General features: G+C 71.4%; 21 protein-coding genes. 9 read left to right on the forward strand and 12 right to left on the reverse strand.

Going from position 1 to position 20,411, the window contains the following annotated elements:
• Positions 1-2: 2 nt before the first annotated feature.
• Positions 3-1,604 carry a tail fiber domain-containing protein gene (locus ACLIRP_RS07400; protein ID WP_412063329.1) on the reverse strand — a complete coding sequence of 534 codons (1,602 nt, stop codon included), beginning with the start codon at positions 1,602-1,604 and terminating at the stop codon, positions 3-5.
• Positions 1,605-1,793: 189 nt separating this feature from the next.
• On the opposite strand from ACLIRP_RS07400, the gene ACLIRP_RS07405 reads away from it, so the two are divergent.
• Both ACLIRP_RS07405 and ACLIRP_RS07410 read left to right on the forward strand, forming a co-directional pair.
• Positions 1,794-3,107: a cytochrome P450 gene (locus ACLIRP_RS07405; protein WP_412063330.1), complete on the forward strand. Its 1,314-nt coding sequence runs from the start codon at positions 1,794-1,796 to the stop codon at positions 3,105-3,107.
• Between the two features lie 130 nt (positions 3,108-3,237).
• Positions 3,238-3,561, forward strand: coding sequence for a hypothetical protein (locus ACLIRP_RS07410; protein ID WP_412063331.1), 324 nt, complete (start codon positions 3,238-3,240; stop codon positions 3,559-3,561).
• On the opposite strand, the gene ACLIRP_RS07415 is transcribed toward ACLIRP_RS07410, so the two are convergent.
• Positions 3,558-3,791, reverse strand: a complete 234-nt coding sequence (locus tag ACLIRP_RS07415; protein ID WP_412063332.1) for a hypothetical protein — start codon at positions 3,789-3,791, stop codon at positions 3,558-3,560. The two genes, ACLIRP_RS07410 and ACLIRP_RS07415, sit on opposite strands and share 4 nt — an antisense overlap.
• On the reverse strand, positions 3,788-4,123 hold the full coding sequence (locus ACLIRP_RS07420) for a hypothetical protein (protein WP_412063333.1): 336 nt from the start codon (positions 4,121-4,123) through the stop codon (positions 3,788-3,790). Before ACLIRP_RS07420 ends, ACLIRP_RS07415 begins: the two co-directional genes overlap by 4 nt.
• An 80-nt stretch (positions 4,124-4,203) precedes the next feature.
• Between ACLIRP_RS07420 and rsgA the strand changes: the two genes are divergently transcribed.
• Complete coding sequence (gene rsgA / locus ACLIRP_RS07425) at positions 4,204-5,313, forward strand: ribosome small subunit-dependent GTPase A (RefSeq protein ID WP_412063334.1); 1,110 nt, start codon at positions 4,204-4,206, stop codon at positions 5,311-5,313.
• Positions 5,314-5,478: 165 nt separating this feature from the next.
• Here the strand turns inward: rsgA and topA are convergent, their stop codons facing one another.
• From topA to ACLIRP_RS07465, 8 genes are all read right to left on the reverse strand, one after another.
• Positions 5,479-8,127, reverse strand: a complete 2,649-nt coding sequence (topA, locus tag ACLIRP_RS07430; protein WP_412063335.1) for a type I DNA topoisomerase — start codon at positions 8,125-8,127, stop codon at positions 5,479-5,481.
• 143 nt (positions 8,128-8,270) lie between these two features.
• A complete protein-coding gene (gene serC, locus ACLIRP_RS07435) occupies positions 8,271-9,374 on the reverse strand; it encodes a 3-phosphoserine/phosphohydroxythreonine transaminase (RefSeq protein WP_412063336.1) in 1,104 nt (367 codons plus the stop codon).
• Positions 9,375-9,438: 64 nt separating this feature from the next.
• Positions 9,439-9,888, reverse strand: a complete 450-nt coding sequence (locus ACLIRP_RS07440; RefSeq protein WP_412063337.1) for a nuclear transport factor 2 family protein — start codon at positions 9,886-9,888, stop codon at positions 9,439-9,441.
• Between the two features lie 85 nt (positions 9,889-9,973).
• The gene (locus ACLIRP_RS07445; RefSeq protein WP_412063338.1) at positions 9,974-10,735 is read right to left on the reverse strand and encodes a DUF1990 family protein; all 762 of its coding nucleotides are present in this window, start codon (positions 10,733-10,735) and stop codon (positions 9,974-9,976) included.
• Positions 10,732-11,412, reverse strand: coding sequence for a DUF1990 family protein (locus ACLIRP_RS07450; protein WP_412063339.1), 681 nt, complete (start codon positions 11,410-11,412; stop codon positions 10,732-10,734). Before ACLIRP_RS07450 ends, ACLIRP_RS07445 begins: the two co-directional genes overlap by 4 nt.
• Before the next feature lie 68 nt (positions 11,413-11,480).
• The gene (locus ACLIRP_RS07455) at positions 11,481-12,179 is read right to left on the reverse strand and encodes a Bax inhibitor-1 family protein (protein WP_412063340.1); all 699 of its coding nucleotides are present in this window, start codon (positions 12,177-12,179) and stop codon (positions 11,481-11,483) included.
• A gap of 93 nt (positions 12,180-12,272) precedes the next feature.
• A complete protein-coding gene (locus tag ACLIRP_RS07460) occupies positions 12,273-13,217 on the reverse strand; it encodes a M28 family peptidase (RefSeq protein WP_412063341.1) in 945 nt (314 codons plus the stop codon).
• On the reverse strand, positions 13,214-14,911 hold the full coding sequence (locus tag ACLIRP_RS07465; RefSeq protein ID WP_412063342.1) for an aminotransferase class V-fold PLP-dependent enzyme: 1,698 nt from the start codon (positions 14,909-14,911) through the stop codon (positions 13,214-13,216). The genes ACLIRP_RS07460 and ACLIRP_RS07465 overlap by 4 nt, the downstream gene beginning before the upstream one ends.
• A 304-nt stretch (positions 14,912-15,215) precedes the next feature.
• Between ACLIRP_RS07465 and ACLIRP_RS07470 the strand changes: the two genes are divergently transcribed.
• Both ACLIRP_RS07470 and ACLIRP_RS07475 read left to right on the forward strand, forming a co-directional pair.
• Positions 15,216-15,932, forward strand: a complete 717-nt coding sequence (locus tag ACLIRP_RS07470; protein WP_412063343.1) for a CPBP family intramembrane glutamic endopeptidase — start codon at positions 15,216-15,218, stop codon at positions 15,930-15,932.
• Between the two features lie 138 nt (positions 15,933-16,070).
• Positions 16,071-16,337 (forward strand): hypothetical protein, encoded by a 267-nt coding sequence (locus tag ACLIRP_RS07475; protein ID WP_412063344.1) that lies wholly within the window; start codon positions 16,071-16,073, stop codon positions 16,335-16,337.
• A gap of 48 nt (positions 16,338-16,385) precedes the next feature.
• On the opposite strand, the gene ACLIRP_RS07480 is transcribed toward ACLIRP_RS07475, so the two are convergent.
• Positions 16,386-17,675, reverse strand: a complete 1,290-nt coding sequence (locus tag ACLIRP_RS07480) for a dihydroorotase (protein ID WP_412063345.1) — start codon at positions 17,673-17,675, stop codon at positions 16,386-16,388.
• A gap of 120 nt (positions 17,676-17,795) precedes the next feature.
• Here ACLIRP_RS07480 and ACLIRP_RS07485 point away from each other — a divergent pair, with 120 nt between their 5' ends.
• Genes ACLIRP_RS07485 through ACLIRP_RS07500 form a run of 4 tightly spaced genes read left to right on the forward strand, consistent with a single transcriptional unit; the run spans position 17,796 to position 20,366 of the window.
• Complete coding sequence (locus ACLIRP_RS07485) at positions 17,796-18,872, forward strand: SDR family oxidoreductase (protein WP_412063346.1); 1,077 nt, start codon at positions 17,796-17,798, stop codon at positions 18,870-18,872.
• A gap of 53 nt (positions 18,873-18,925) precedes the next feature.
• Complete coding sequence (locus ACLIRP_RS07490) at positions 18,926-19,390, forward strand: hypothetical protein (protein WP_412063347.1); 465 nt, start codon at positions 18,926-18,928, stop codon at positions 19,388-19,390.
• Positions 19,387-19,827, forward strand: a complete 441-nt coding sequence (locus ACLIRP_RS07495; protein ID WP_412063348.1) for a hypothetical protein — start codon at positions 19,387-19,389, stop codon at positions 19,825-19,827. The genes ACLIRP_RS07490 and ACLIRP_RS07495 overlap by 4 nt, the downstream gene beginning before the upstream one ends.
• Positions 19,824-20,366: a DUF3833 family protein gene (locus ACLIRP_RS07500; RefSeq protein ID WP_412063349.1), complete on the forward strand. Its 543-nt coding sequence runs from the start codon at positions 19,824-19,826 to the stop codon at positions 20,364-20,366. The genes ACLIRP_RS07495 and ACLIRP_RS07500 overlap by 4 nt, the downstream gene beginning before the upstream one ends.
• The last annotated feature ends 45 nt before the right edge of the window (positions 20,367-20,411 follow it).

Here is a 20,411-nt window from a genome sequence, read left to right on the forward strand (position 1 = left end):
GTCTAGTCCTGGGCGAGGAGCGCCTCGATCCGGTCGAGCCGGGCGCGGAGCGCCTCGTTCTCGGCCTCGAGCGCGGCGATGCGGGCGCGGTCGGCCTCGACGCGGGCGTTCAACCCCTGGATGGCGCCGAGCGCCACGCCGTCGGCGTCGATCGTCGCAATTGTCGTGTCGTTAAAGCCGAGGCCGAAGGCCCGAGCGAAGTCCTGGGCCATCGGGCCCATGTGGAGCGCGTCGTTCGAGTCGGCGATGTACTCCCACGTCGAGATCGGCATCGAGAGGACGCCGTCGAGCACGGCCTCCGGGTCCACCGGGAGCACGTTCTCCTTGACGTTGGCGTCCGACGGTGGGCTGTAGGTGCCGCTGATGGTCAGGTTGCCGTTGTTGTCGAGGACCATGAGGTCCGTAGCCGTATCGAGGTTGCGGACCCGGATCACTTGGGTGATGGCGCCGCCCGGGTTGGTGTCGTAGTTGCCCCGCATGAAGACGTCCTTGCGGTACTCGGCCTGTTCGTCGTAGCGAGTCTCGGCGCGGAACCGGGCGATCTTGTCGAAGATGCCGTCGCCGTCGGGGTCGCCGTTCACCTCGAAGATGGTGTTGGTCGCCTGGCCGTCGTCGTCGTCGTCGTATCCGATGCTCAGACGGTCCCGGGAAGTCATTGGATCAAACATGATTACCGGAACCGATTCAAATTGAATTCTATTGTTGTACATACGAAGCGCACTCGTAGGTGTGCCGGGCTGGATCCGGAACGGGAGGGCGCTCCCGCTGGTGACGTCGCGGATGAAGAAGTTGGTCTCGTTGCCGGCCACGTCCCACGTATGGGCCGAGAAGCCGCTCGACCCGTCCTGCTCGAAGCGCACGGTCGGCGTGTCGCCGTCCACGATGTGGTTCTCGACGACGGGGGTTTGGGTCCCGAACCCGATGCGCCCGCCGTCGTCGACGTAGAGCGAATGGTTGGGAGCGTTCCCCTCAATCGTGAACGGGGTCCGGCTGGCGTCAACGTCGAAGATCGAGAACTTCTCCTGCCCGCCGTTCGTGGTCTCGTTGAACTGGATCTCCCAGTCGCGTGTCGGGAAGCTCGCCGTGCTCGAGGTGTCGACGGCCCGGATGCGGAGGTTGTTCTCCTTGAGCCGGATCGTTTCGAACCCGAAGACCTCACCGTTGACGCAGTCGAAGCCGATGCAGGCGCTGCCGTCGACGATGAGGTCGTCGGCGATGACGAAGTCCATCATCTCGGTCTCGACGGCGACCCCGCCGCGGACCTCGAACCCGCCGCTCTGGGTCTGCCCGGAGGCGGCGGCCTCGCCCTCGGCGGAGACCGTCTCGGTCATCACGGAGAGGTGGTAGATGTAGATGCCGTCGGCCGCGTCGAGCGCGACCGGGGCGAAGGCGATGGCCTGGCCGGGCGTGAAGGCGCGCCGGTACTCGAGGCCGTTCGGGCCGCGGACGGCGAGCGTCGCCGAGGTGAAGGCCGCATCCGGCGACCACACGATGGCGCCGTCGGCGACGTCGACCGGGACCGGCGTCGGGGCGTCCGCAAGCGCGGCCGGGGCGACCAGGAGGAGGGTGAGGAGGGCCAAGACTGGCCGGAAGAGTGCGGGCATGGGAGGCAGTGCCAGGTGAAGGTGCTCGGAAGCTAGAGGGCCCCGCGTGCACGGCAGGCACCGGCCGGAAAGAATCGTGTCGACGCACGAGGAGCGCGCTCGGCGGCACTCCAAACGGCTGGAAAGTCACCACCTACTCCGACGCCCCTCCGGCACGGACCCCTCTCGAGAGGCGGAAGTACCACGCCGATGGCCGACCTCCGCCGCTTCCGCTCCCGCGTCCCTTTCGGCCTGGTCGCGACGTTCGCCCGAAACCTGCAGGCCGGCGTCGCCCGGCTCGATGCGATCGGGGGCGACCTCGTCGAGGCCCGGGTCCCCGGCCTGCCCCCCGTGGTCCTGGTCCGCCACCCGGACGTGCTCCGCGAGCTGCTGATCGACCGCGACGCCGACTTCACCAAAGCGCGCGGCCTACGGCTGGCGCGGCAGATCCTCGGCGACGGGCTGCTCACCAGCGAGCCGCCCGACCACACGCGGCGGCGACGCCTCGTGCTCCCGGCCTTCCACCACGGCCGGCTGGTCGGCTACGGCGAGACGATGGTCGCGCTCGCCAACGCCGAGGCCGCAGGTTGGACCGACGGCGCGCCGTTCGACGCCGTCGCCGCGATGAGCCGGCTGGCGCTGGCGATCGCCGGACGCACGCTGTTCGGCGCCGACGTGCTGTCCGACGCCGACCGCGTGAGCGCGGCTGTCCACAACGCGATGGCCGCCTTCGACGGCGCCCAGTTCCCGTTCGCCGACAAGCTGACGTGGCTGCCGCTGCCCGCCAACCGCACCTCGCGCCGCGCCCGCGCCGTCCTCGACGAGGTCGTGTACCGCGTGATCGCCGAGCACCGGTCGTCGGGCCCTACTGATGACCTGCTGGGCATCCTGCTGGAAGCGCGCGACGAGGACTCGGGGGAGGCCTTGACCGACCTCGAACTCCGCGATGAGGCCATGACGCTGTTGCTGGCCGGGCACGAGACGACGGCGACGGCGCTGGCGTGGACGTGGCTCCTGCTGGCGCAGCACCCCGACGCCGAGGCCCGCCTGCACGCCGAGGTCGACGCGGTCGACGGCGACTTGTCGCTCGCGTCGCTCGCGGACCTGCCGTACACCCGAGCCGTCTTTGCGGAGTCGTTGCGGTTGTACCCGCCTGCCTGGGCGGTCGGTCGGGAGGCCGCGCGCGACACGTCGCTCGGCGGGCACCCCGTCCCGCGGCGCTCGACGGTCCTGTTCGCGCCGCTGCACCTCCACCGGGATGAACAGTTCTGGGACGCGCCCGACGCGTTCCTCCCCCAGCGGCACCTGAGGGCCAACGACCGGCACAAGTTTGCCTTCGTCCCATTCAGCGTCGGCCGGAGGGGCTGCGTCGGGGAGCGCTTCGCGTGGGCCGAGGGGACGCTGGTGCTGGCGGCGATCGCGCGGCGTTGGCGGCTCGTGCTCGATGGCGACCCGCCCCGCCCGCACGGATCCGTGACCTTGCGGCCTGCCGGGCCGCTCAGGATGCGCCCGGAGGTCCGCTAAGGGCAATCGAACCGGAGGTTAGAGGGAGTCCCTGAAAGCCGTCGGCGAGGGTACGGAAGACGGAACGCCCCACGTCACAGGGCTGTCACCCCCCTGTCGGATCCTCCAGGCACCCCCCGCCCCTCCGCCGATGTCCACTCGCCCCCCGCTCGCCGACACGCTGCCGTTCGCGGCCGACTTCGTGATCGAGATCCTAGCCGCCGCCTCGCGCGCGCCGTTCGGACAGCTCTCCTGGGTCGAGATCAACCGGCTGGCGGCGCGCTGGCTCCGCCCGGCCGCAGGCGATGCCGGCCTCGACTCGTCGCGCTTGGGGCACGAGGTCGTCATCGAAATGTCGGCGCACGGGCTGCTCGACATCGAAATGACGAGCGCGGCCGACGGGCGCCTGATGGTCCACCACGTCGCCCACCCCCGCATCTGGGGCGTCCGCGCCGCGCAGACGCTGGCGGCCTAGGGGCGCGGGCCGTCCCGCGGCTCCTCCCACTCCTCGATGACGCGCGCGTCGGTCATGTTGGGGTCGACCTCGCGGTCGAAGGCGCGCTTGGCCTCGACGGCCGTCTCGGCGGCCTTCTCGAGCCCCCGGTCGATGGCGCCCGCCAGCAGGCGCACGCCGCCGCCGGCCAACAGGCCAACGCGCTCGGCCAGGCCCGCCTTGGCGAACCGTTCGGGCCACGACTGACTCATGCGTCGTCCCCGGGCGGCGTGCGCCTGCCGGCGGTCTTGCCCCCGCCCTTCTTAGACGACGGCTTTTTGGCTGCCGGCTTCGGTTTCGGCGCGGGCGGCGTGACGGGCGGCGGCGGCGGCGGGGCGCCGACATCGGCGGGCTCGGACGCGCGGAACCAGGCGTCGATGTCGAGGTCGTCGATCGTCTCGGCGGCGCGGCGGCCGGTCTCGGCGAGCGCCTGGCTCAAGGTCTCGAAGGTGGCCTCCAGCACAAACGCCGCCTTGCGGGAGGTGCCGAGGTCGGAGAACGCATCGCGGACGGCGTCGAGGGGGTCGGGCGTGGGGCGGGCCATGAGTCGGGGGGAAGAGGGCAGCGGACGGAGCCTGAGTCGGCTGCCTGCGTTGGACGAGACCTCCCCTCGAGTGTTTCACTGTGTCCGAGACCGACGACCGCCCCGACGCCCCCGACGATGCGCCCCCGCGCGAGCCCGTTCGCGGCCTCGTGCTCCGCTCGACGGGCAGTTGGTACGACATCCGCACCGACGACGGCGACGACGTGCGCGCCCGCATCCGGGGCCGCTTCCGGCTCGACGCGCTCGAGATCGACGAAACGAACCCGATCGCCGTCGGCGACCGCGTCCGGCTCACGATCGGCGACGACGGGAGCGGCTTTATCACCGACATCGAGCCGCGAGAGACGCAGCTCAGCCGCCGCGCCGCCGGCAAGCGCGGGGCTGTCCGCGAGCACGTCATCGTGGCCAACATCGACCGCGCGTGGGTGGTGCAGTCCGTCTACGAGCCCAAGGTCAACCCCGGCTTCGTCGACCGCTTTCTCGTCGCCGCCGAGACGCGCCACATCCCGGCCGGGATCGTGATGAACAAGACGGACCTGATGGAGGACTCGCCGCGTGCTCAGGAGGCCGTCGCGTTCTGGCAGGAGCTCTACGAAGGGCTCGGCTACCCGGTGATCCTGACGTCCGTCGTCACGGGACGGGGCATCGACACGTTCCGGGCCGCGCTGGCGGACCGCGTGAGCGTCGTGTCCGGTCCGTCGGGCGTCGGGAAGTCGAGCCTGCTCAATGCCATCGAGCCCGGCCTCCGGCTGGCGACGTCCGAGATCAGCGAGAAGACGCAAAAGGGGCGACACACCACGACGTTCGCCACGCTTCTCGAGGCAGGCGGCGGATGGGTGGCCGACACGCCCGGCATCCGCGAGTTCGGCCTGTGGGACATGGCGCCCGAAGAACTCGGCGGCTACTTCGTCGAGTTCCTCGACTACATCCCCGACTGCCGCTTTCCGGACTGCACGCACGCCCACGAACCCGGCTGCGCCGTCCAGTCCGCCGTCGACGAGGGCGAGATCACGCCGGAGCGCTACGGTAGCTACCTCGCGATGCTCGAGACCGTCATCGAGTCGCACCGGCTGACGAAGGAGGCGCGGTGGCGCACGCTCGGCCGCCCCGACGACCCCGACGACCCGTTCGTCGACGCCGAGGAGCGCACGTACAACAACCCCGACGGTCGGGCGCCGGGCGAGGGCTGACACAAGCCGCCCGCAATCACGGATCAGAGAGGCGTAGCGCGCTCCCCGTCCGCACGACTGGTACGACGACCGCTTGCGATCGGCGGCACGGCTCCGGAGCACCACCCAATCGCGCCAGCGGTCGTCGCCGCGACAGCTGACCGGCACCCCGAAGCACGGTCTCGGTCAGCTGTCTTTCTTGGCCGCCGGCTTTTTGGCCGGAGCCTTTTTCTTCGCGGCGGGCTTCTTCTTGGCGGGCGCCTTCTTCTTGGCCGGGGCCTTTTTCTTTTTGGCCCCGCCCTTGGCCGCCTTGGCGTCGACGAGCTCGACGGCCTGTTCGAGCGTGATCTCGTCCTTGTCCTGGTCCTTGGGGATCGTCGCGTTCGTCTTCTCGTGCTTGACGTACGGCCCGTAGCGGCCCTCGAACACGTCGATCGGCTTGCCCGAGACCGGGTGCGCACCGAGGGTCCGCAGCGGGGCGGCTTTCTGGCGTTTCTGCGCGATCAGCTCGAGGGCGCGCTCGAGCCCGACCGTCAGCACCTCGTCGCCGTCGGCCGCCTTGAGGCTGGCGAAGGTCCGCTCGTGCTGCACGTAGGGGCCGTAGCGGCCGATGTTAGCCTTGATCTCGTTCCCCGTCTCCGGGTGCAGGCCGACCGTCCGGGGCAGGCCGAGCAGGCCGATGGCGAGCTCGAGGTCCACGTCTTCCGGCTTGGTGCCCTTGGGCAGCGAGGTCCGCTTGGGCTTGGGCGCCTTTTTGTCCTCCAGCTGGTCGTTGTCGCCGAGCTGCACGTAGGGGCCGTACGGGCCGGACTTCAGCAGGATCGGCTGGCTCGCCTCGGGGTGAATGCCGACCACGCGCTCGTCGTTGTTGCCGTCGACGAGCGCCGCGATGTCGGCCTCGGTGAGGTCGGCCGGAGCGGCCTCCGGGGGGAGCGACGATGTGCTCCCGTCGGGCGCGGCGGCGTACGGGCCGTAGCGGCCGACGCGGACCTCGTAGTCGCCCCACTTGACGTGCCGCATGGTCGAGATCTCGCGCGGGTCGATCGTCTCGACGCCCTGCTCGATCCGCTTTTCCAGCCCCTCGGGACCGTTGAAGAAGCGCTCGAGGTAGGGGCCGCGCTGCTCCGTGCCGCCCGCGATCTGGTCCAGCTCCTCCTCCATCCGGGCGGTGAACTTGGTGTCGACCAGCCGCTCGAAGTTTTTCGCCAGCAGGTTCGTCACCGCCATGCCCGTGAAGGTGGGCACCAGCTGGTTCTTGTCGCGGATGACGTAGCCGCGCCGGACGACGGTGTCGATGATTGAGGCGTACGTCGACGGGCGGCCGACGCCGGCCTTCTCGAGCGCCTGGACGAGCGAGGCGTCGGTGTACCGCGCCGGGGGCTTGGTCTCGTGGCCGACGGCGTCGACGGCCTTGCATGCGGGCGTGTCGCCTTGGGCGAGCGCGGGCAGCGGGCTGTCGCGGTCGTCGAGCGCGGCGGACGGGTCGTCCTTGCCCTCGACGTAGGCCCGGAAAAAGCCCGGGAACTCGATGACCTGGCCGTTCGCGCGGAACGTGCTCGCGTCGTCGGTCCCCTCGGCGGCTAGGATGGTGGCGCGCGTGCGGAGCAGGCGGGCGTCCGCCATCTGGCTGGCGACGGTCCGCTTCCAGATCAGGTCGTAAAGTTTGGCCTCGTCGCCGGACAGCCCAAGCTCCGACTTCGTCTTCATCTGGGTGCCCGCCGGGCGGATCGCCTCGTGCGCCTCCTGGGCGTTGCGGACCTTGCCCGAGAACTGGCGCGGCGACGGCGACAGGTACTCCTTGCCGTAGCGCGCCTCGACGGCCCCGCGCGCGGCGGCGAGCGCCTCCGCCGACAGCGTCGTGGAGTCGGTACGCATGTAGGTGATGTGGCCCTGCTCGTAGAGCTTCTGGGCCGTCTGCATCGTGCGCCGGGCGCTCATCCCGATCTTGCGGTTCGCCTCCTGCTGCAGCGTCGACGTGATGAACGGCGCGGATGGCTTGCGCGTGGCCTTTTTCTGTTCGACCTCCGAAATCCGCCACGGCGCGTCCTTGAGGCGGCCGGCGAGCGACGTCGCGTCGGCCTCGCCGAGCACGAACGCGTCGCTCTTGTCTTTGAGCTTGCCGGTCTTCTCGTCGAAGTCCTTGCCGGTCGCCAGCCGCTGGTCGCCCAAGTGAGTCATCTTGGCCTCGAACGGGACGCCCGCCTGGGTCAGCGTCGCGTTGAGGTCGAAGTAGCCGGCCGAGATAAAGTCGAGCCGCTCCCACTCGCGCTCGACGAGCACGCGGACGGCGACTGACTGGACGCGGCCTGCCGATAGCTTGGGCGCGATCTTTTTCCACAGGACCGGCGAGACCGAGTAGCCCACGAGCCGGTCGAGCACGCGCCGCGCCTCCTGGGCGTCGACGAGTCGGGTGTCGAGCTCGCGCGTCTCGTCGAGCGCCTTCAGGATGGCCTCCTTGGTGATCTCGTGGAACACCATCCGCTTGACGGGGACCTTGGGCTGGAGCACCTCCAGGAGGTGCCAGCCGATGGACTCGCCCTCGCGGTCCTCATCCGTCGCGAGGTAGAGCTCGTCGGCGTCCTTGAGGGCGTCCTTGAGCATCTTGACCGTCTTCCGCTTGTCGGCCGGGACCACGTAGAGCGGCGTGAACCCGTCCTCGACGTTGACGCCGAGCCGCGCCCACTTCTCCTTCTTGACCTTGGCCGGGATCTCCGACGCCGACGACGGCAGGTCGCGGACGTGGCCCATCGAGGCCTCGACCTGGTAGCCGGCGGGCAAGAACTTCCGGATCGTCCGGGCCTTGGTGGGAGACTCGACGACGACGAGGCGCTTCATAAGTGGGGGTCCGTGTGTTTTCAGGCCGCGCAAGCTAGCGGCATCCGGTGACGGCCCCGCGGCACAGGCGGGGCCCGGGCTACACGCGGCCCCAGCCGGTGCCGTTCCGACCGCACAGGGTCTCCTCCCCCACTCCGGATCCGCTACCCGTGGTCGGCCTCGAACCGCCGCATAAAGTCGACGAGCGCCTCGACGGACTCGGGCGAGACGGCGTTGTAGATCGACGCGCGGACGCCGCCGACCGTCCGGTAGCCCTTGAGGTTGAGCAGACCCTCGGCCGCCGCCTCCTCGATAAAGCGGGCCTCCAGGTCCTCGCTCGGCAGCCGAAACGTCACGTTCATCGACGAACGGCTGTCGGGGCGGACGGTGCCGCGGTAGAAGGCGCTCGCGTCGATGGCGCCGTAGAGCCGGTCGGTCTTGGCGCGGTTGCGCTCCACCATGCCCGCCAGCCCGCCGTTGCGCTCGATCCACGCCAGCACCTTGTCGACGAGGTAGATCGCGAAGACGGGCGGCGTGTTGAAGAGCTTCTTGGCGTGCGTCCCGTAGTCGAGCATCGTCGGCAGGCCCTCGGCGCGCGTCGCCAGAAAGTCCTCGCGGACGAGCACGGCGGTGACGCCGGCCGGGCCGATGTTTTTCTGGGCGCCCGCGTAGATCAGCCCGTGCTTCTCGACGTCGATGGGCCGGCTCAGAAAGTCCGACGAGGCGTCGCAGACGAGCGGCATGTCGACAATCGGGGTCTCGGCAAACTGGGTCCCGTAGATCGTGTTGTTGCTCGTGTAGTGGAGGTAGTGCGCGTCGGCGGGCACGGTCCACTCCGAGGGGCTCGGGATGTAGCTGTAGTCGGCATCCGCGCTCGACCCTGCGGTGACGACGGTCCCGCCGTGATGCCCGGCGACGATCTCGGCTTCGGTGATCGCCTTGGCGCTCCACGCACCCGTGTCGAGGTAGGCCGCCGTCCGGCCGTCGCGGAGGAAGTTGAGCGGGACCTGGTGGAACTGCATCGACGCACCACCTTGCAGGAGCAGCACGTGCCAGTCGGCGCCCAGGCCCAACAGCGACCGCAGGCGCTCGCCGACGCGCTCGTGGACGGCCGAGTATGCCTTTGAGCGGTGGCTGATTTCCAGGATCGAGGCGCCCGCGCCGGGGTAGGCGGGGAGCTCGTCGCGGGCCTCGTCGAGCACCTCCTGGGGGAGCGCGCCGGGGCCGGCGGAGAAGTTGTGCTGACGGCGGTCGAGGTCGGCGGGCATCGGGGCGGGGCGGGTGAGCGGCTGTGGACGTTTGACCGTCGCGTGTGTTCTCACCCGCGCCGACCTACTCGGCGTCGCAGTCGCGCGTCCGGGTGTCCATGATCTGGACGATCTGCCAGCCGTCGTCGCCGAGCGCCAGCACGAAGGCGTTCGTGCCGCAGTGGCTGAACTGGCCGCCGGCGTAGAAGCGGTACGGCGTCCACGCGACGGCGAGGCCGTCGTCGATCAAGACCGGGTAGTCGTCCGCCAGCTGCTCGTCGAGGTCGACGGGCGCGCCCGCGACGGAGGCGAGGAAGGCGCCGATGGGCGTCTGCATCACCGACCGGGCGCCGTTCTGGTTCGCCGCCGTCATCAGTCGCGCCTCGGGGTGCATTGTCGCGCGGATGGCGGTCGAGTCCTTGGCGCGCATCCCATCGAAGAGCGCGGTGATGGTGGCGCGGACGGCGGCGTCGGCGTCCTGGGCTTGCGCGGGGACCGCGAGCAGAAGGAGGGCGAAGAGTGGGAGGGCGCGCATGGGCGTCGGGGCGGTGTGCGAAAAGGTTATCACCGAGACGGGGCGCCAGCCACCCGGTTGCAGGCCCCTCCCCTGCCAGCCAGTCTCAGCCCTTGTCGAGGGTGTCGGCCGCGTGCTCGGCCGCCTCGGCGTCCGGCCGCTGGGGCTCGACCGTCTCGCGCTCGGGCGCCTCGACCCCGGCAGCCCGCGCGGCCAGTTCCTCGCCGACGAACCGCTGCATCCGCTCGATCGCGGTGTGCGCGAACTTGAGCTGCAGGCGGCGCCCGAAGAGCTTGAAGCCGATCCGGTAGAACGGATTCCGGATCCGGTCGGGCTTCGAGAACGCGTCGATGTGGAAGTCGACGGCGCCGGTCTGGGCGTACTTGCGGACCTCGAAGGTGATCTGCCCCCGTTCGAAGTGGCCCTCGAGTGTCGCGTAGCTGTAGCCGTAGACGTGCACCGGCCCGTCGTCGGTCTCGCGGACCTCGTCGGTCTCGTCGCTGAGGCGGACGCCGAACCAGAACGTGAACCCCAGAAACCGCGCCCGGAGCAGCATCGGGCGGCCGGAGATCGGGGCGTCAGGCGAAAAGATGCCGGTGATGAGCGTCGGGTCCGGGAAGGCGTAATTGCGGACCAGCTCGCAGGCGACGGCCCAGGAGGCTCCGGGCGCGTCGGGCGCGAGCGGCGGGCCGGGCGGCTCCGGCGGCAGCTCGCCGACGTGGTGGTCGAGCCGCCAGCCGTCGGCCTCGGTCGCCTGGTGCCCTTCGTCGAGCTCGAAGTTGGTCGCCGCCGTCTCGACGGCCTTGAGCCGGTCCTCGTATTCCCGCCAGTCGGGGCGGCGGACGCCAGCGCGGTCGAGGACGCTCACTCCGCCTCGCGTTCGGTCAGCACGCGGATCTCGTCGATGGTGTGGCCGCCGCACGCTTCGGAGACGCGCTCGCAGAAAAACGTCCACATCGCCTGCTGGGCCTTTTTCGCCAGCCCCAGCTCGTCGTAGACGAAGTCGACCACGTCGTCGCGGCTCCGGGCCCACGACTCGATGGAGAACGCCAGGGCGTCGGGGCGCGAGGGGTGCTCGCGGGCCTCGAACCGGATCTGACCCGCCTCGAGGTGGCCGTCGAGCGTCGCCAGCGTGAACCGGGTCGGCTCCGCCTCGACGACACGCACGGGCCCGTCCCACGGCGACCGGATCGTGATGTCGAACTCGTCGCCGACCGCCAGCCGCTCCGGGGCGCCCTTCACCTTCTCGAACACGGCTAGTTCGTCTGGGACGAAGGCCTGTATGTCGCGGCCGATCTCAGCGATCAGCTCGGTGGGCGTCTGGGTCGACTCGGCGACGTCGACCGCGTAGCGGCGGTGGAAGCGGGCGCCGACGCCGGCCTCTTCGGGCTGCAGGTCGCGCTCGCCCTCGGGGGCGTCGTCGACGGGAGGATCCGGGACGTGGGCGACCTCACGCTCGACCTCACGGACGGGGTAGGCCCAGCGGCGCCAGGCAGCCCAGCCCGCCGCGATCACGGCGGAGACTCCTGCGACGGCGGCGAGCACAGAAAGAAAACGTCCCATGCCCGATCTACGCCGGGCATGGGACGGGGGTCCGAGAGCGGGTCCGAGAACTAGTCGCGGCTCATGAACAGGCGCAGGACGTACCAGAACATCAGGGCGACCGACGCGAACAGCTGGAGCGCGGCCGAGACGTAGCGGTCCTCGGGGTAGTTGTTCAAGATCTTCGACGTGTCGTACAAGATGGCCGCGCCGGCGAGCCCGACCATCGCGACCGAGAACCAGGTGCCGAGCTCGAAGCCGAACAGGACGCCCGCGATGATGGCGACAATCGCCAGGCCCATCCCCCACTTGAGCATCCCACCCAAGAAGGAGAAGTCCTTGCCGGTAAAGAAGACGATGGCGGTGAGCGCGGAGAACCCCAGGACGGTGACCCAGGCGGCGCTGCCGACGACGCTGCTGCCCGACTGCTGGGCGTAGATCTCGGCCATCACGAGCAGCGGCACGAAGATGATGGCCTCCGCCAGCACGAACGCGGCCAGCGCGCCGTACTGGGCGGCCTTCGACTCGGCTTGCGCCGCGGCGCGGCTGGCGAACCAGCTCACGATCATGAACCCGCCGAGCACGGCGAGCCAGCTGACGCTCAGCATGGCCTCCGCCATCGGGAGGGCCAGGCCGGAGGCGAAGAAGAAGACCTCGATGCCAGCGAAGAGCAGGATTGCGCCCAAGAGGTGCGTGTAGGTGCGCGTCAGGAAGGCGGCGCGGGCGTCGTCGCCGAGCGCCGCGACGGGCGTTCCGTAGAGGGTGTCCATGGGGGTGGGGTCGTGTCCGGGGAAGGGTCTAACGCCGGCAGGCGTGCGGGAGTGCCGGGCCGTCGGTGAGGAATTCGGGCCTGCTGGCGGCGATCAGTCGTCCTCCCGCCAGAGGAGGTCGACCACGACGCGGCCGACCTGGCCCAAGCTCTCGGCGCTCACGTTCTCGGGCGTGTCGGCGGTCGTGTGCCAGGTGTCCGGGAACGGGGCGTGGATGAGGTCGACGACGGGGATGCCGGCGCGCAGGAAGGGGACGTGGTCGTCCTGGATGGCGGGACCGAGCTCGTCGACGAAGGCCGTGGCGCCGGTCCGCTCGGCGGCGGCGAACACGCGGTCGAGCACGTCGGGCGCGTGTTGCTGGGAGAACCCCTCGCGGGGGATCCGCAAGTTGCGGTCGCCGACCATGTCGAGCAGGACGCCCCAGACTGGCCGGTACGTCGGGTTGTTGAGCACGAACATCTCGGACCCCATGGCGAACGGGACACGGAGTTCGTCGGCGACGGGCCCGTTCGTGCCGAGGTCCTCGAGGTCGAAGAGGATGATGTCGACGCCGACGGCGCGCCCGATCGGGTGGACGTCGAGCAGGCGGGCGATCTCGAGCAAAACGGCGACACCGCTGGCGCCATCGTTCGCGCCGAGGACGGGCTCCAGGCGCCGCGTGGGGTCGGGATCGTTGTCGGCCTGGGGGCGGGTGTCCCAATGCGCCGCGAGCAGGATGCGGCGGCGAAGCTCAGGCTGCCACGAGGCGACGATGTTTGTGCCCGCAAACTGGCGCGCGGTGTCGCCGGGGACCGGGATCCGGATCTGCTGCTCGACGACCTGGTCGGCGTGCGCCTGCAGTCGTCGGATCAGAAACCGGCGAGTCGAGTCGTGGGCGGCGGTGCCAGGGATGCGGGGGCCGAAGTCGGTCTGGGCCTCGACGAGCGTGTAAGCGCGGGCGGCGTCGAACGCGGGGAGCGGGTCGGGGCGCGTCATCCACCACCAGGCGAGGCCGCCGACGACGAGGAGGGCGAGGGCGGCGAGGAGAAGGCGGGTCACGCGGGCACGGCGAAAAACTGGAGGTCAGCGATGGAGCCGTCGAGGGCGACGGTCTCGGGGTCGGGCAGGGTGTCGGCGATTCGGGCCGCCTCAGCGAGGGCGTCGTCCATGAGCCGCTGGCGCTCGGCGCCGGCGGCGCGGCGCAGGCCGTAGGGGGCGGCGCCCGCGAGCACGTCGTCGAGGCGCAAGCCCAGGACGGCGGGGCGGGCGTCGCGGCGCGTCCAGTCGCCGGAGGCGGGGTCGAAGCGGTACAGGGAGAGGAAGCGGCGGCCGTGCGCGGCGACGAACTCGACGGCGCTCGCGATGTAGTCGACCTCCTCGTCGCTGTGCGTAAAGTGCAGGCCGACGCGGGCCCAGCCGGGCTTCATGCCGTTGATCCCGTCGACCAGGCACTGGCGGAAGCGGGCGCTGGTGGCGTCGTCGATGCCGAGGAGCCGGTGGCCGTAGGGCCCGGCGCACGAGCACCCGGCGCGGCTCTGGATCCCGAACAGGTCGCACAGGAGGACGGTCACGAACCGGGGGTGGAGCGTCTGCCCGGCCCCGTCGAGGACGTTGAACGACAGGATGGACAGGCGGTCGACCTCGGGGCCGGGGCCGAGCACCTGGATCCGGTCGTCGTCGGCCCACCGCGCGAGGACGCGATCGAGGTGGGCGTGCTCGCGGTCGCGAATCGTGTCGGTGCCGACGGCGCGCTTAAGGTCGAGGGCGATGGCGGCGCGCAAGGCCTGGTAGAGGCCGGGCGTGCCGGCCGTCTCGCGCGCCTCGACGTCGTCGGTGTAGTCGTGGTAGATCGCGCTGACGTAGGTGACCGTCCCGCCGCCGCCGACGGTCGGGGCGAGGCCCTGGGGGTAGAGGGCCTCGTCGAACACGAGCACGCCGGCGGAGCCGGGGCCACCGAGGCACTTGTGGGGCGACAGGAAGACGGCGTCGAGGCGGGCCTCCGCGTCGTCCGGCGTCATGTCGATCTCGACGTAGGGGCCGCACGCGGCGTAGTCGAAGACGGCGAGGGCGTCGGCGGCGTGGAGCACGCGGGCGATCTCGTGGACGGGCGCGAGCACGCCGGTGACGTTCGAGCCGGCGCTGAACGAGCCGATGAGGCGGCGGCCGGCCCACTGGGGGTCGGCGAGCTGGGCGGCGAGGTCGTCCAAGCTGATCTGGCCGGTGGCGTCGAGGCCGACCTCGACGACGGTGCACAGGCCCTCGCGCCACATGACCTCATTCGAGTGGTGCTCGTAGGGGCCGACGAAGACGACGGGGCCGCGCTCGCGGAGGTCGTAGAGGAGGCGGCCGGCGGCGTCGTCACCGAGGGCGGCGGTAAGGCGGGCCGAGACGTCGCGCAGGGTGGCGGGCGGGATGGCGACGCCCAGGATCTCCTGGAGCTTGTGGATGGCGCCCGTCGAGCCGTTGCCGCAGAACACGACCTTGCCGCCGGGCCCGGCGCCGACGGCGCGCTTGACGGTCGCCTCGGCGTCGTGGAGCAGGCCCGTGGCCGTCCGCCCGGTCAGGCTGTCCTCGGTGTGGGAGTTGGCGTAGAGCGGGGCGAGCGAGGCGAGGTAGGCCTCGACAAAGGCGAGCTGGCGGCCGGAGGCCGTAAAGTCGGCGTAGACGAGGGGGCGGTCGCCGAAGGGGCCGGCGACGACGGCGTCGGCGCCGATCGTCTGGGCGCGGAGGTGCTCGGGGGTGACTCGCGACATGGGCGGGCGGGGGCGTGGCGCAAGGTACGGGGCGCGTGCAGGGTCTCGGCAAGGGCGACGGGGCCCACCGGCCGGGGCGAACCGGGGCCCTGCGGGGTGGGCTCGGGTCCAACGACGCGCCTCATGTGGTCTCCGCCGTCTCTGCAGGTGCAGATCCCTCGCAAGCAGGCGCCGACCTCCGGGTCGGGATGTCGCTTTGGGGCACATTCGGCCGAGCACACGGCCGACACGGGTACGACTCCCCCCGTTGTGGTGTAACCCTTCTCGGGCATGGTCCGTCGCTGGGGGGCACCGCCGCACCCACGTGGACTACCTCCTGAACGCCGCGCTCCTCGCCGTCGTCACCGCGCCCCCGGTCGCCCTCGCGCTGTGGACCTCGCCGAGCCGCCGCTGGCCGTGGGCGGTCCTGTTTCTCGGCCTCCTCGCGCTCGACGACCTCGCCGTCACGCTCCCCTTCGCGGTCCGCGCGCTCGACGTCGTCGGGGGCGACTGGAACTGGGTCGGGAAGGCGCTGTGCGTCGCCTGGGCCACGCTGTTCCTCGCCGTCGGGCCGGTCTCGTTTCAAGAAGCCGGAGTCACGCTCCGCCAGCACGCCGGCTCGGTCCGCCCCGCCCTCCTCGCCACGCTGACGCTGACGGCGGCGAGCGCCGGGATCGGGGCGGCGTTCGGCGGCGGGCCGTTCGGTGTGGAGACGCTCGCGTACCAGCTCACGATGCCGGGGCTGGCCGAGGAGCTCGTCTACCGTGGCATGTTGATCGCCGTGTTGCACCGGGCGCTCCCCGGAGCGGAGGGCGCGGCGTGGTGGTGGCCGGTCGTCCTGACCGCCGTCGCGTTCGGGGGGTGGCACGGGCTGGGCGTGGACGATAGGCAGGTGTCGTTCGACGCGCTCTCCGCGTCGTTCCCGTTTGTCGGCGGCCTCGCCTACGGCTGGCTCCGCGAGCGGACCGGCAGCCTCCTCTTCCCCACGCTCGCGCACAACCTCGGCAACACGGCCGCGCTGGTCGGCGGGCTGGTGGGCTAGCGTTTCGGCGCGGATGCGTTCGCTGCGCCCCAAAACCGCTGGGCGCCGTGCTTGCCTGCATCCCGAACGGCGGCGTACCCTCCTCCAGCCCCGCCGCCCCGCTTCGCCCCGGGGGCGGTCCTTTGTTCGCCCATCGACGTGTCCGACACCCCCCCGACTCCGAGCACGGCCCGCCGCGTGGTCGGGGCGGCCCTCGCCGCCGGCGGCCTGAGCTACCTGGCCGTCGAGGTCTTCCGCGACCGGGGCGGCGACCGGACGGCCCACCACCTCGTCCCGCTGTTGGCCGCGCTCACGGGGGCGAGCCTGGCGCGCCCCCAGTCCCGGCGCTCAGCCACGGAGCGGGCCCGCCGGCGGGCCGCCCAGCGCGCGCTGGACCGCGTGCTCGCGCCGTGGCTCGACGGCTGACGCGCGGCGCGGACCCGCGAGCACGGTCAGGTCGCCCCGACCCCGGCGCTACGCCTCGGCCTCGACGAGCAGGCCGTTGTTGACGACGGCCCAGGCCTTGCCCACCATCGCGTCGCCGACGAACGGGGTGTTCTTGGACTTCGACTTGAGGTGCCGGGGCTCCAACGTCCACTCGGTCGCGTCGTCGAAGACGGTGAGGTTGGCGGGGGCGCCCGGCTCGATCGTGGGCACCGCCAGGCCCAGGATCTCCCTGGGTGCGACCGCCAGCTTGCGGACGGCCTCGGCCAGCGTCAGCACGCCGGGCCGGACGAGGTCGCGGACAGTGAGCGCCCAGCAGGTCTCCAGGCCCAGTATGCCGAACGGCGCCTCGGTGAACTCGACCTCCTTCTCGAAGCCCGCGTGCGGTGCGTGGTCGGTCGCAATCGCGTCGATCGTGCCGTCGGCGAGGCCGTCCTTGATGGCCTGCACGTCGGCGGCGGTCCGCAGCGGCGGGTGCATCTTGGTGTGCGTGTCGTAGCCCGAGGCCTCGACGGCGGCGTCGGTGAGCGCCCAGTGGTGGGGGCACGCCTCGGTCGTGATCGGGATGCCCCGCGCCTTGGCGTCGCGCACGATGTCGACGGCGCGGGCGGTCGAGATGTGGCAGACGTGGACGCGGCCGCCGGTGAACTCCGCCAGCAGGGCGTCGCGCGCGATCATGGCCTCCTCGGCAAGACCGGGGATGCCGGGCAGGCCGAGGCGCGTGGCGACGGCGCCCTCGTTCATGTGGCCGTGCGGGTTGAGCGTGAGGTCCTCCTCGTGGCCCAGGATCGGCTTGTCGAGCGTCCGGGCGTACTCGAGGGCGTGGCGCATGAGGCCGCCGTGCTGGACGGGCGAGCCGTCGTCGGAAAAGGCGACGGCGCCGCCGGCCGCCATGTCGGCCATCTCGGCGAGCTCCTTGCCCTCACGCTGCTTGGAGACCGTCCCGATGGGGTGCACGTCGACGACGAGCCCCTCGGCCCGCTTGCGGACGAACTCGACGACGTCGCGCGTGGCGATCGGCGGGTCGGTGTTGGGCATGCAGGCGACGCCCGTGAACCCGCCGAAGGCGGCGGCGCGGGCGCCGGTCTCGATCGTCTCCTTGTGCTCCTGGCCGGGCTCGCGGAAGTGGACGTGCATGTCGAACCAGCCCTGGGAGATCGTCTTGCCCGTCGCGTCGTAGACGCGGACGCCGTCGGGCGCGTCGATGGACTCGGCGACCTCGGCGATCTGGCCGTCGCGGACGAGCACGTCGGCGCGCTGCGAGGAGCCGGTGCGGGCGTCGAGCACGGTACCGCCGGAGAGCAAGAGGTCGAGGGCCATGGTTGTCGAGTGTGGGGGGCGGCCGCAAGCTACCGAGGCGGGGGGACCCTGACGGACGGAGCGTCGGCGAACGCCGTCACCCGTGCGGGCGTCACAGGCTCCCCCCTCCCCTCTCTCGCCATGCCCCGTCCCCTCTCCGACCAGATCGTCGTCATCACCGGGGCCTCGAGCGGCGCCGGGCTGGCGACCGCACAGGCCTTCGCGAAGGAGGGCGCGTCCGTCGTGATGGCCGCCCGCAACGCCGATGAGCTGGAGCGCTGGGCAGGCGCCATCCGCGCCGACGGCGGCGAGGCGCTGGCCGTGCCGACCGACGTGACCGATCGCGAGCAGGTCGAGGCGCTCGCCGCCGCCGCGGTCGAGGCGTACGGCCGGATCGACACCTGGGTCAACAACGCGGGCGTGACGGCCTACGCCGCCGTCGCCGAGCAGCCGCACCAAGACATCGCCCAGATCATGGCGACCAACTTCATGGGCCAGGTCCACGGCGCGCAGGTGGCCCTCCCCCACCTCGAAGCGACCGGCGGCGCGCTGATCTGCACGTCGAGCGTCCTCGGCGACCTGTCGGTGCCGTACCAGGCCGCGTACTGCGCCTCGAAGCACGCCGTCGTCGGGTTCATGAACGCTCTCCGGATCGAGCTGGCGAAGGCCGACTCCACGGTCCGTCTGACGGTCGTCAAGCCGTCGTCGATGAACACGCCCCTGTTCGAGAAGGCCAAGACACAGCTCGGCGCCGAGCCTCAGCCGCTCGGCCCGACGTACGAGCCGGAGGTCTACGCGGAGGTGATCCTGCGCGCGGCGTCGGGCGACGAGCGCGAGGCGTACGTTGGCGGCGCGGGCAAGGGCGCGGCGCTCGCCATGCGCTTTAGCCCCACGCTCGTCGGCGCCCAGCTCGGGTCGCCGCTGGCGGCGGGCCCTGCCAGCGACGTCCCAAAGTCGGCCGACGCGCCCCACAACCTGTACGCCCCGACGGCGAGCGACGGCGGGATCCGGGGCCGCTGGACGGACCGGGCGCACGCGTCGAGCGCGTACCAGACGGTGGCCGGGCACTCGACGCTGGCGGCGGTCGCGGGCGGCGCTGCGCTCGGCACGGGCGCCGTGCTCGCGGGCGGGCGGGACCGGGGCCTGGGGATCGTCCTAGGCCTCGGCGCCCTCGCCCTGGCCGGCAAGGCGCTCACCTCCCTCCTCGCCGACGGCTGACCCAGGCCTGAGCCTGCCCCCCCTCTCTCTTCCCCCCTATGACTCTCCCCCTTATGAACACCTCCAGAGCCTTTATCGCCGGCGTCGTCGGCGGCGCCGTCATGTCTGTCCTCCTCTTCGTCGGCCGCCTCCTGGGGATGGACGTCAGCATCGAGTCCATGATGGGGACGATGTTTCTCGAGCCGGGGACGCTCGCGTTCGTCGTCGGCCTGGTGATGCACCTTATGCTGTCGGGCCTGATCGCGCTGGCGTACGCGTGGGGGTTCGAGACAATCACCAAGCGCGCGAGCGCCGGGCTGGGCGCCGCCTTCTCCGTCGTCCACGTGCTGGTCGCAGGCGTCGTGATGGGCGCGATGATCCCGGCGGTGCACCGGCTGATCCCGGAGCAAATGGCCGGGCCGGGCTACTTCTTGTCGAATCACGACGCGATGGGGGTAGCCGCATTCGTGATGCTGCACCTAGTGTTCGGCGCCATCGTGGGCGCGATGTACGCCGGGCACGTCCGCGCCCGGGCATGAGCCGGACCGCCGCCGGCGCATGGGCTGGGTTCGCCGCCGGGATGGCGATGGCGCTCGCGATGATGGGCTGGATGCTGGCGACCGGCCGGAGCCCGTGGACGACTCCGGACCTAATCGCCGCGATGTGGCTGGGCGACGGCGTCGCCGACGGCGCGCTCGGGCTCCCGACGCTCGTTGGGTTCGCGACCCACCAGGCCACGAGTGCGCTGTTGGGCGGGATCGCCGTCCCGTTCGTGCGCGACCTCTCGCCCGGCCGGACCGTGCTGGCGGCGGTTGCCTACGCGGTCGCCTCGTACCCCGTGGTCTTCGCGCTCGTGCTGACGTGGGCGAACCCGTTGATGGTCGCCGAGACCTCGCTCATCCCGATGACGCTGGCGCACGCGCTCTTCGGTGTCGTGCTGGCGGTCGTGTACCTCCGCCTCCGCGCCCTCCGATGAGCGCCCTCCGCGTCGCCGCCGTCCTTGCGTTCGTCCTTGCGCTCGTCGTTGTCGCCAGCGGGTGCCTGGCCGGGGCGGCGCAGGCGCCCGAGGCTGGGGGCCCGCCCTTCCGCCCGGACGCGTTCTTCCTCGGCGAGACGCGCGGGTTCGGGACGATCCAGATCCGCGGCCAGCGCCCACGTGTGCTCCAGGTCGCCAGCACCGGCGTGGCGCTGAGCGACAGCACGTTCCGCCTCGACCAGTCGATCCGGCTCGGCGGCCAAGCGCCGACCGAGCGCACGTGGACGATGACGGCGACGGCGCCCGAGGTGTGGGCGGGCACGCTGAGCGACGCCGACGGCGAGACGACGGCGACGCTGGAGGGCTCCGTCCTTCGCATTCGCTACCACATCGGGCGGTTCACGACCATGGACCAGCGGCTGACGTTAGAGCCCGACGGACGTGCGGCGCTCAACCTCGCGACGGTCCGATTCCTCGGCCTACCTGTCGCCCGGATCGTGGAGAGGATCCGCCGGGTCGACACGTCGGGCGACGCCTGACACTGGCCCAGCGGCGAATCCGGGGCGCGCGAGCCGGGGTTCGGA

The organism is Rubrivirga halophila, from assembly GCF_046845755.1.
In the GTDB taxonomy this organism is placed as follows: Bacteria; Bacteroidota; Rhodothermia; order Rhodothermales; family Rubricoccaceae; genus Rubrivirga.

What these genes read in the sequence shown, in the direction of transcription:
- ACLIRP_RS07485 (WP_412063346.1), top strand. Translation starts at nt 17,796, where the DNA reads ATGCCCCGTCCCCTCTCCGACCAGATCGTCGTCATCACCGGGGCCTCG.
- serC (WP_412063336.1), bottom strand. Translation starts at nt 9,374, where the DNA reads ATGCCCGCCGACCTCGACCGCCGTCAGCACAACTTCTCCGCCGGCCCC.
- ACLIRP_RS07400 (WP_412063329.1), bottom strand. Translation starts at nt 1,604, where the DNA reads ATGCCCGCACTCTTCCGGCCAGTCTTGGCCCTCCTCACCCTCCTCCTG.
- topA (WP_412063335.1), bottom strand. Translation starts at nt 8,127, where the DNA reads ATGAAGCGCCTCGTCGTCGTCGAGTCTCCCACCAAGGCCCGGACGATC.
- ACLIRP_RS07420 (WP_412063333.1), bottom strand. Translation starts at nt 4,123, where the DNA reads ATGGCCCGCCCCACGCCCGACCCCCTCGACGCCGTCCGCGATGCGTTC.
- ACLIRP_RS07465 (WP_412063342.1), bottom strand. Translation starts at nt 14,911, where the DNA reads ATGTCGCGAGTCACCCCCGAGCACCTCCGCGCCCAGACGATCGGCGCC.
- ACLIRP_RS07405 (WP_412063330.1), top strand. Translation starts at nt 1,794, where the DNA reads ATGGCCGACCTCCGCCGCTTCCGCTCCCGCGTCCCTTTCGGCCTGGTC.
- ACLIRP_RS07495 (WP_412063348.1), top strand. Translation starts at nt 19,387, where the DNA reads ATGAGCCGGACCGCCGCCGGCGCATGGGCTGGGTTCGCCGCCGGGATG.
- ACLIRP_RS07410 (WP_412063331.1), top strand. Translation starts at nt 3,238, where the DNA reads ATGTCCACTCGCCCCCCGCTCGCCGACACGCTGCCGTTCGCGGCCGAC.
- ACLIRP_RS07415 (WP_412063332.1), bottom strand. Translation starts at nt 3,791, where the DNA reads ATGAGTCAGTCGTGGCCCGAACGGTTCGCCAAGGCGGGCCTGGCCGAG.
- ACLIRP_RS07455 (WP_412063340.1), bottom strand. Translation starts at nt 12,179, where the DNA reads ATGGACACCCTCTACGGAACGCCCGTCGCGGCGCTCGGCGACGACGCC.
- ACLIRP_RS07490 (WP_412063347.1), top strand. Translation starts at nt 18,926, where the DNA reads ATGAACACCTCCAGAGCCTTTATCGCCGGCGTCGTCGGCGGCGCCGTC.
- ACLIRP_RS07500 (WP_412063349.1), top strand. Translation starts at nt 19,824, where the DNA reads ATGAGCGCCCTCCGCGTCGCCGCCGTCCTTGCGTTCGTCCTTGCGCTC.
- ACLIRP_RS07480 (WP_412063345.1), bottom strand. Translation starts at nt 17,675, where the DNA reads ATGGCCCTCGACCTCTTGCTCTCCGGCGGTACCGTGCTCGACGCCCGC.
- ACLIRP_RS07440 (WP_412063337.1), bottom strand. Translation starts at nt 9,888, where the DNA reads ATGCGCGCCCTCCCACTCTTCGCCCTCCTTCTGCTCGCGGTCCCCGCG.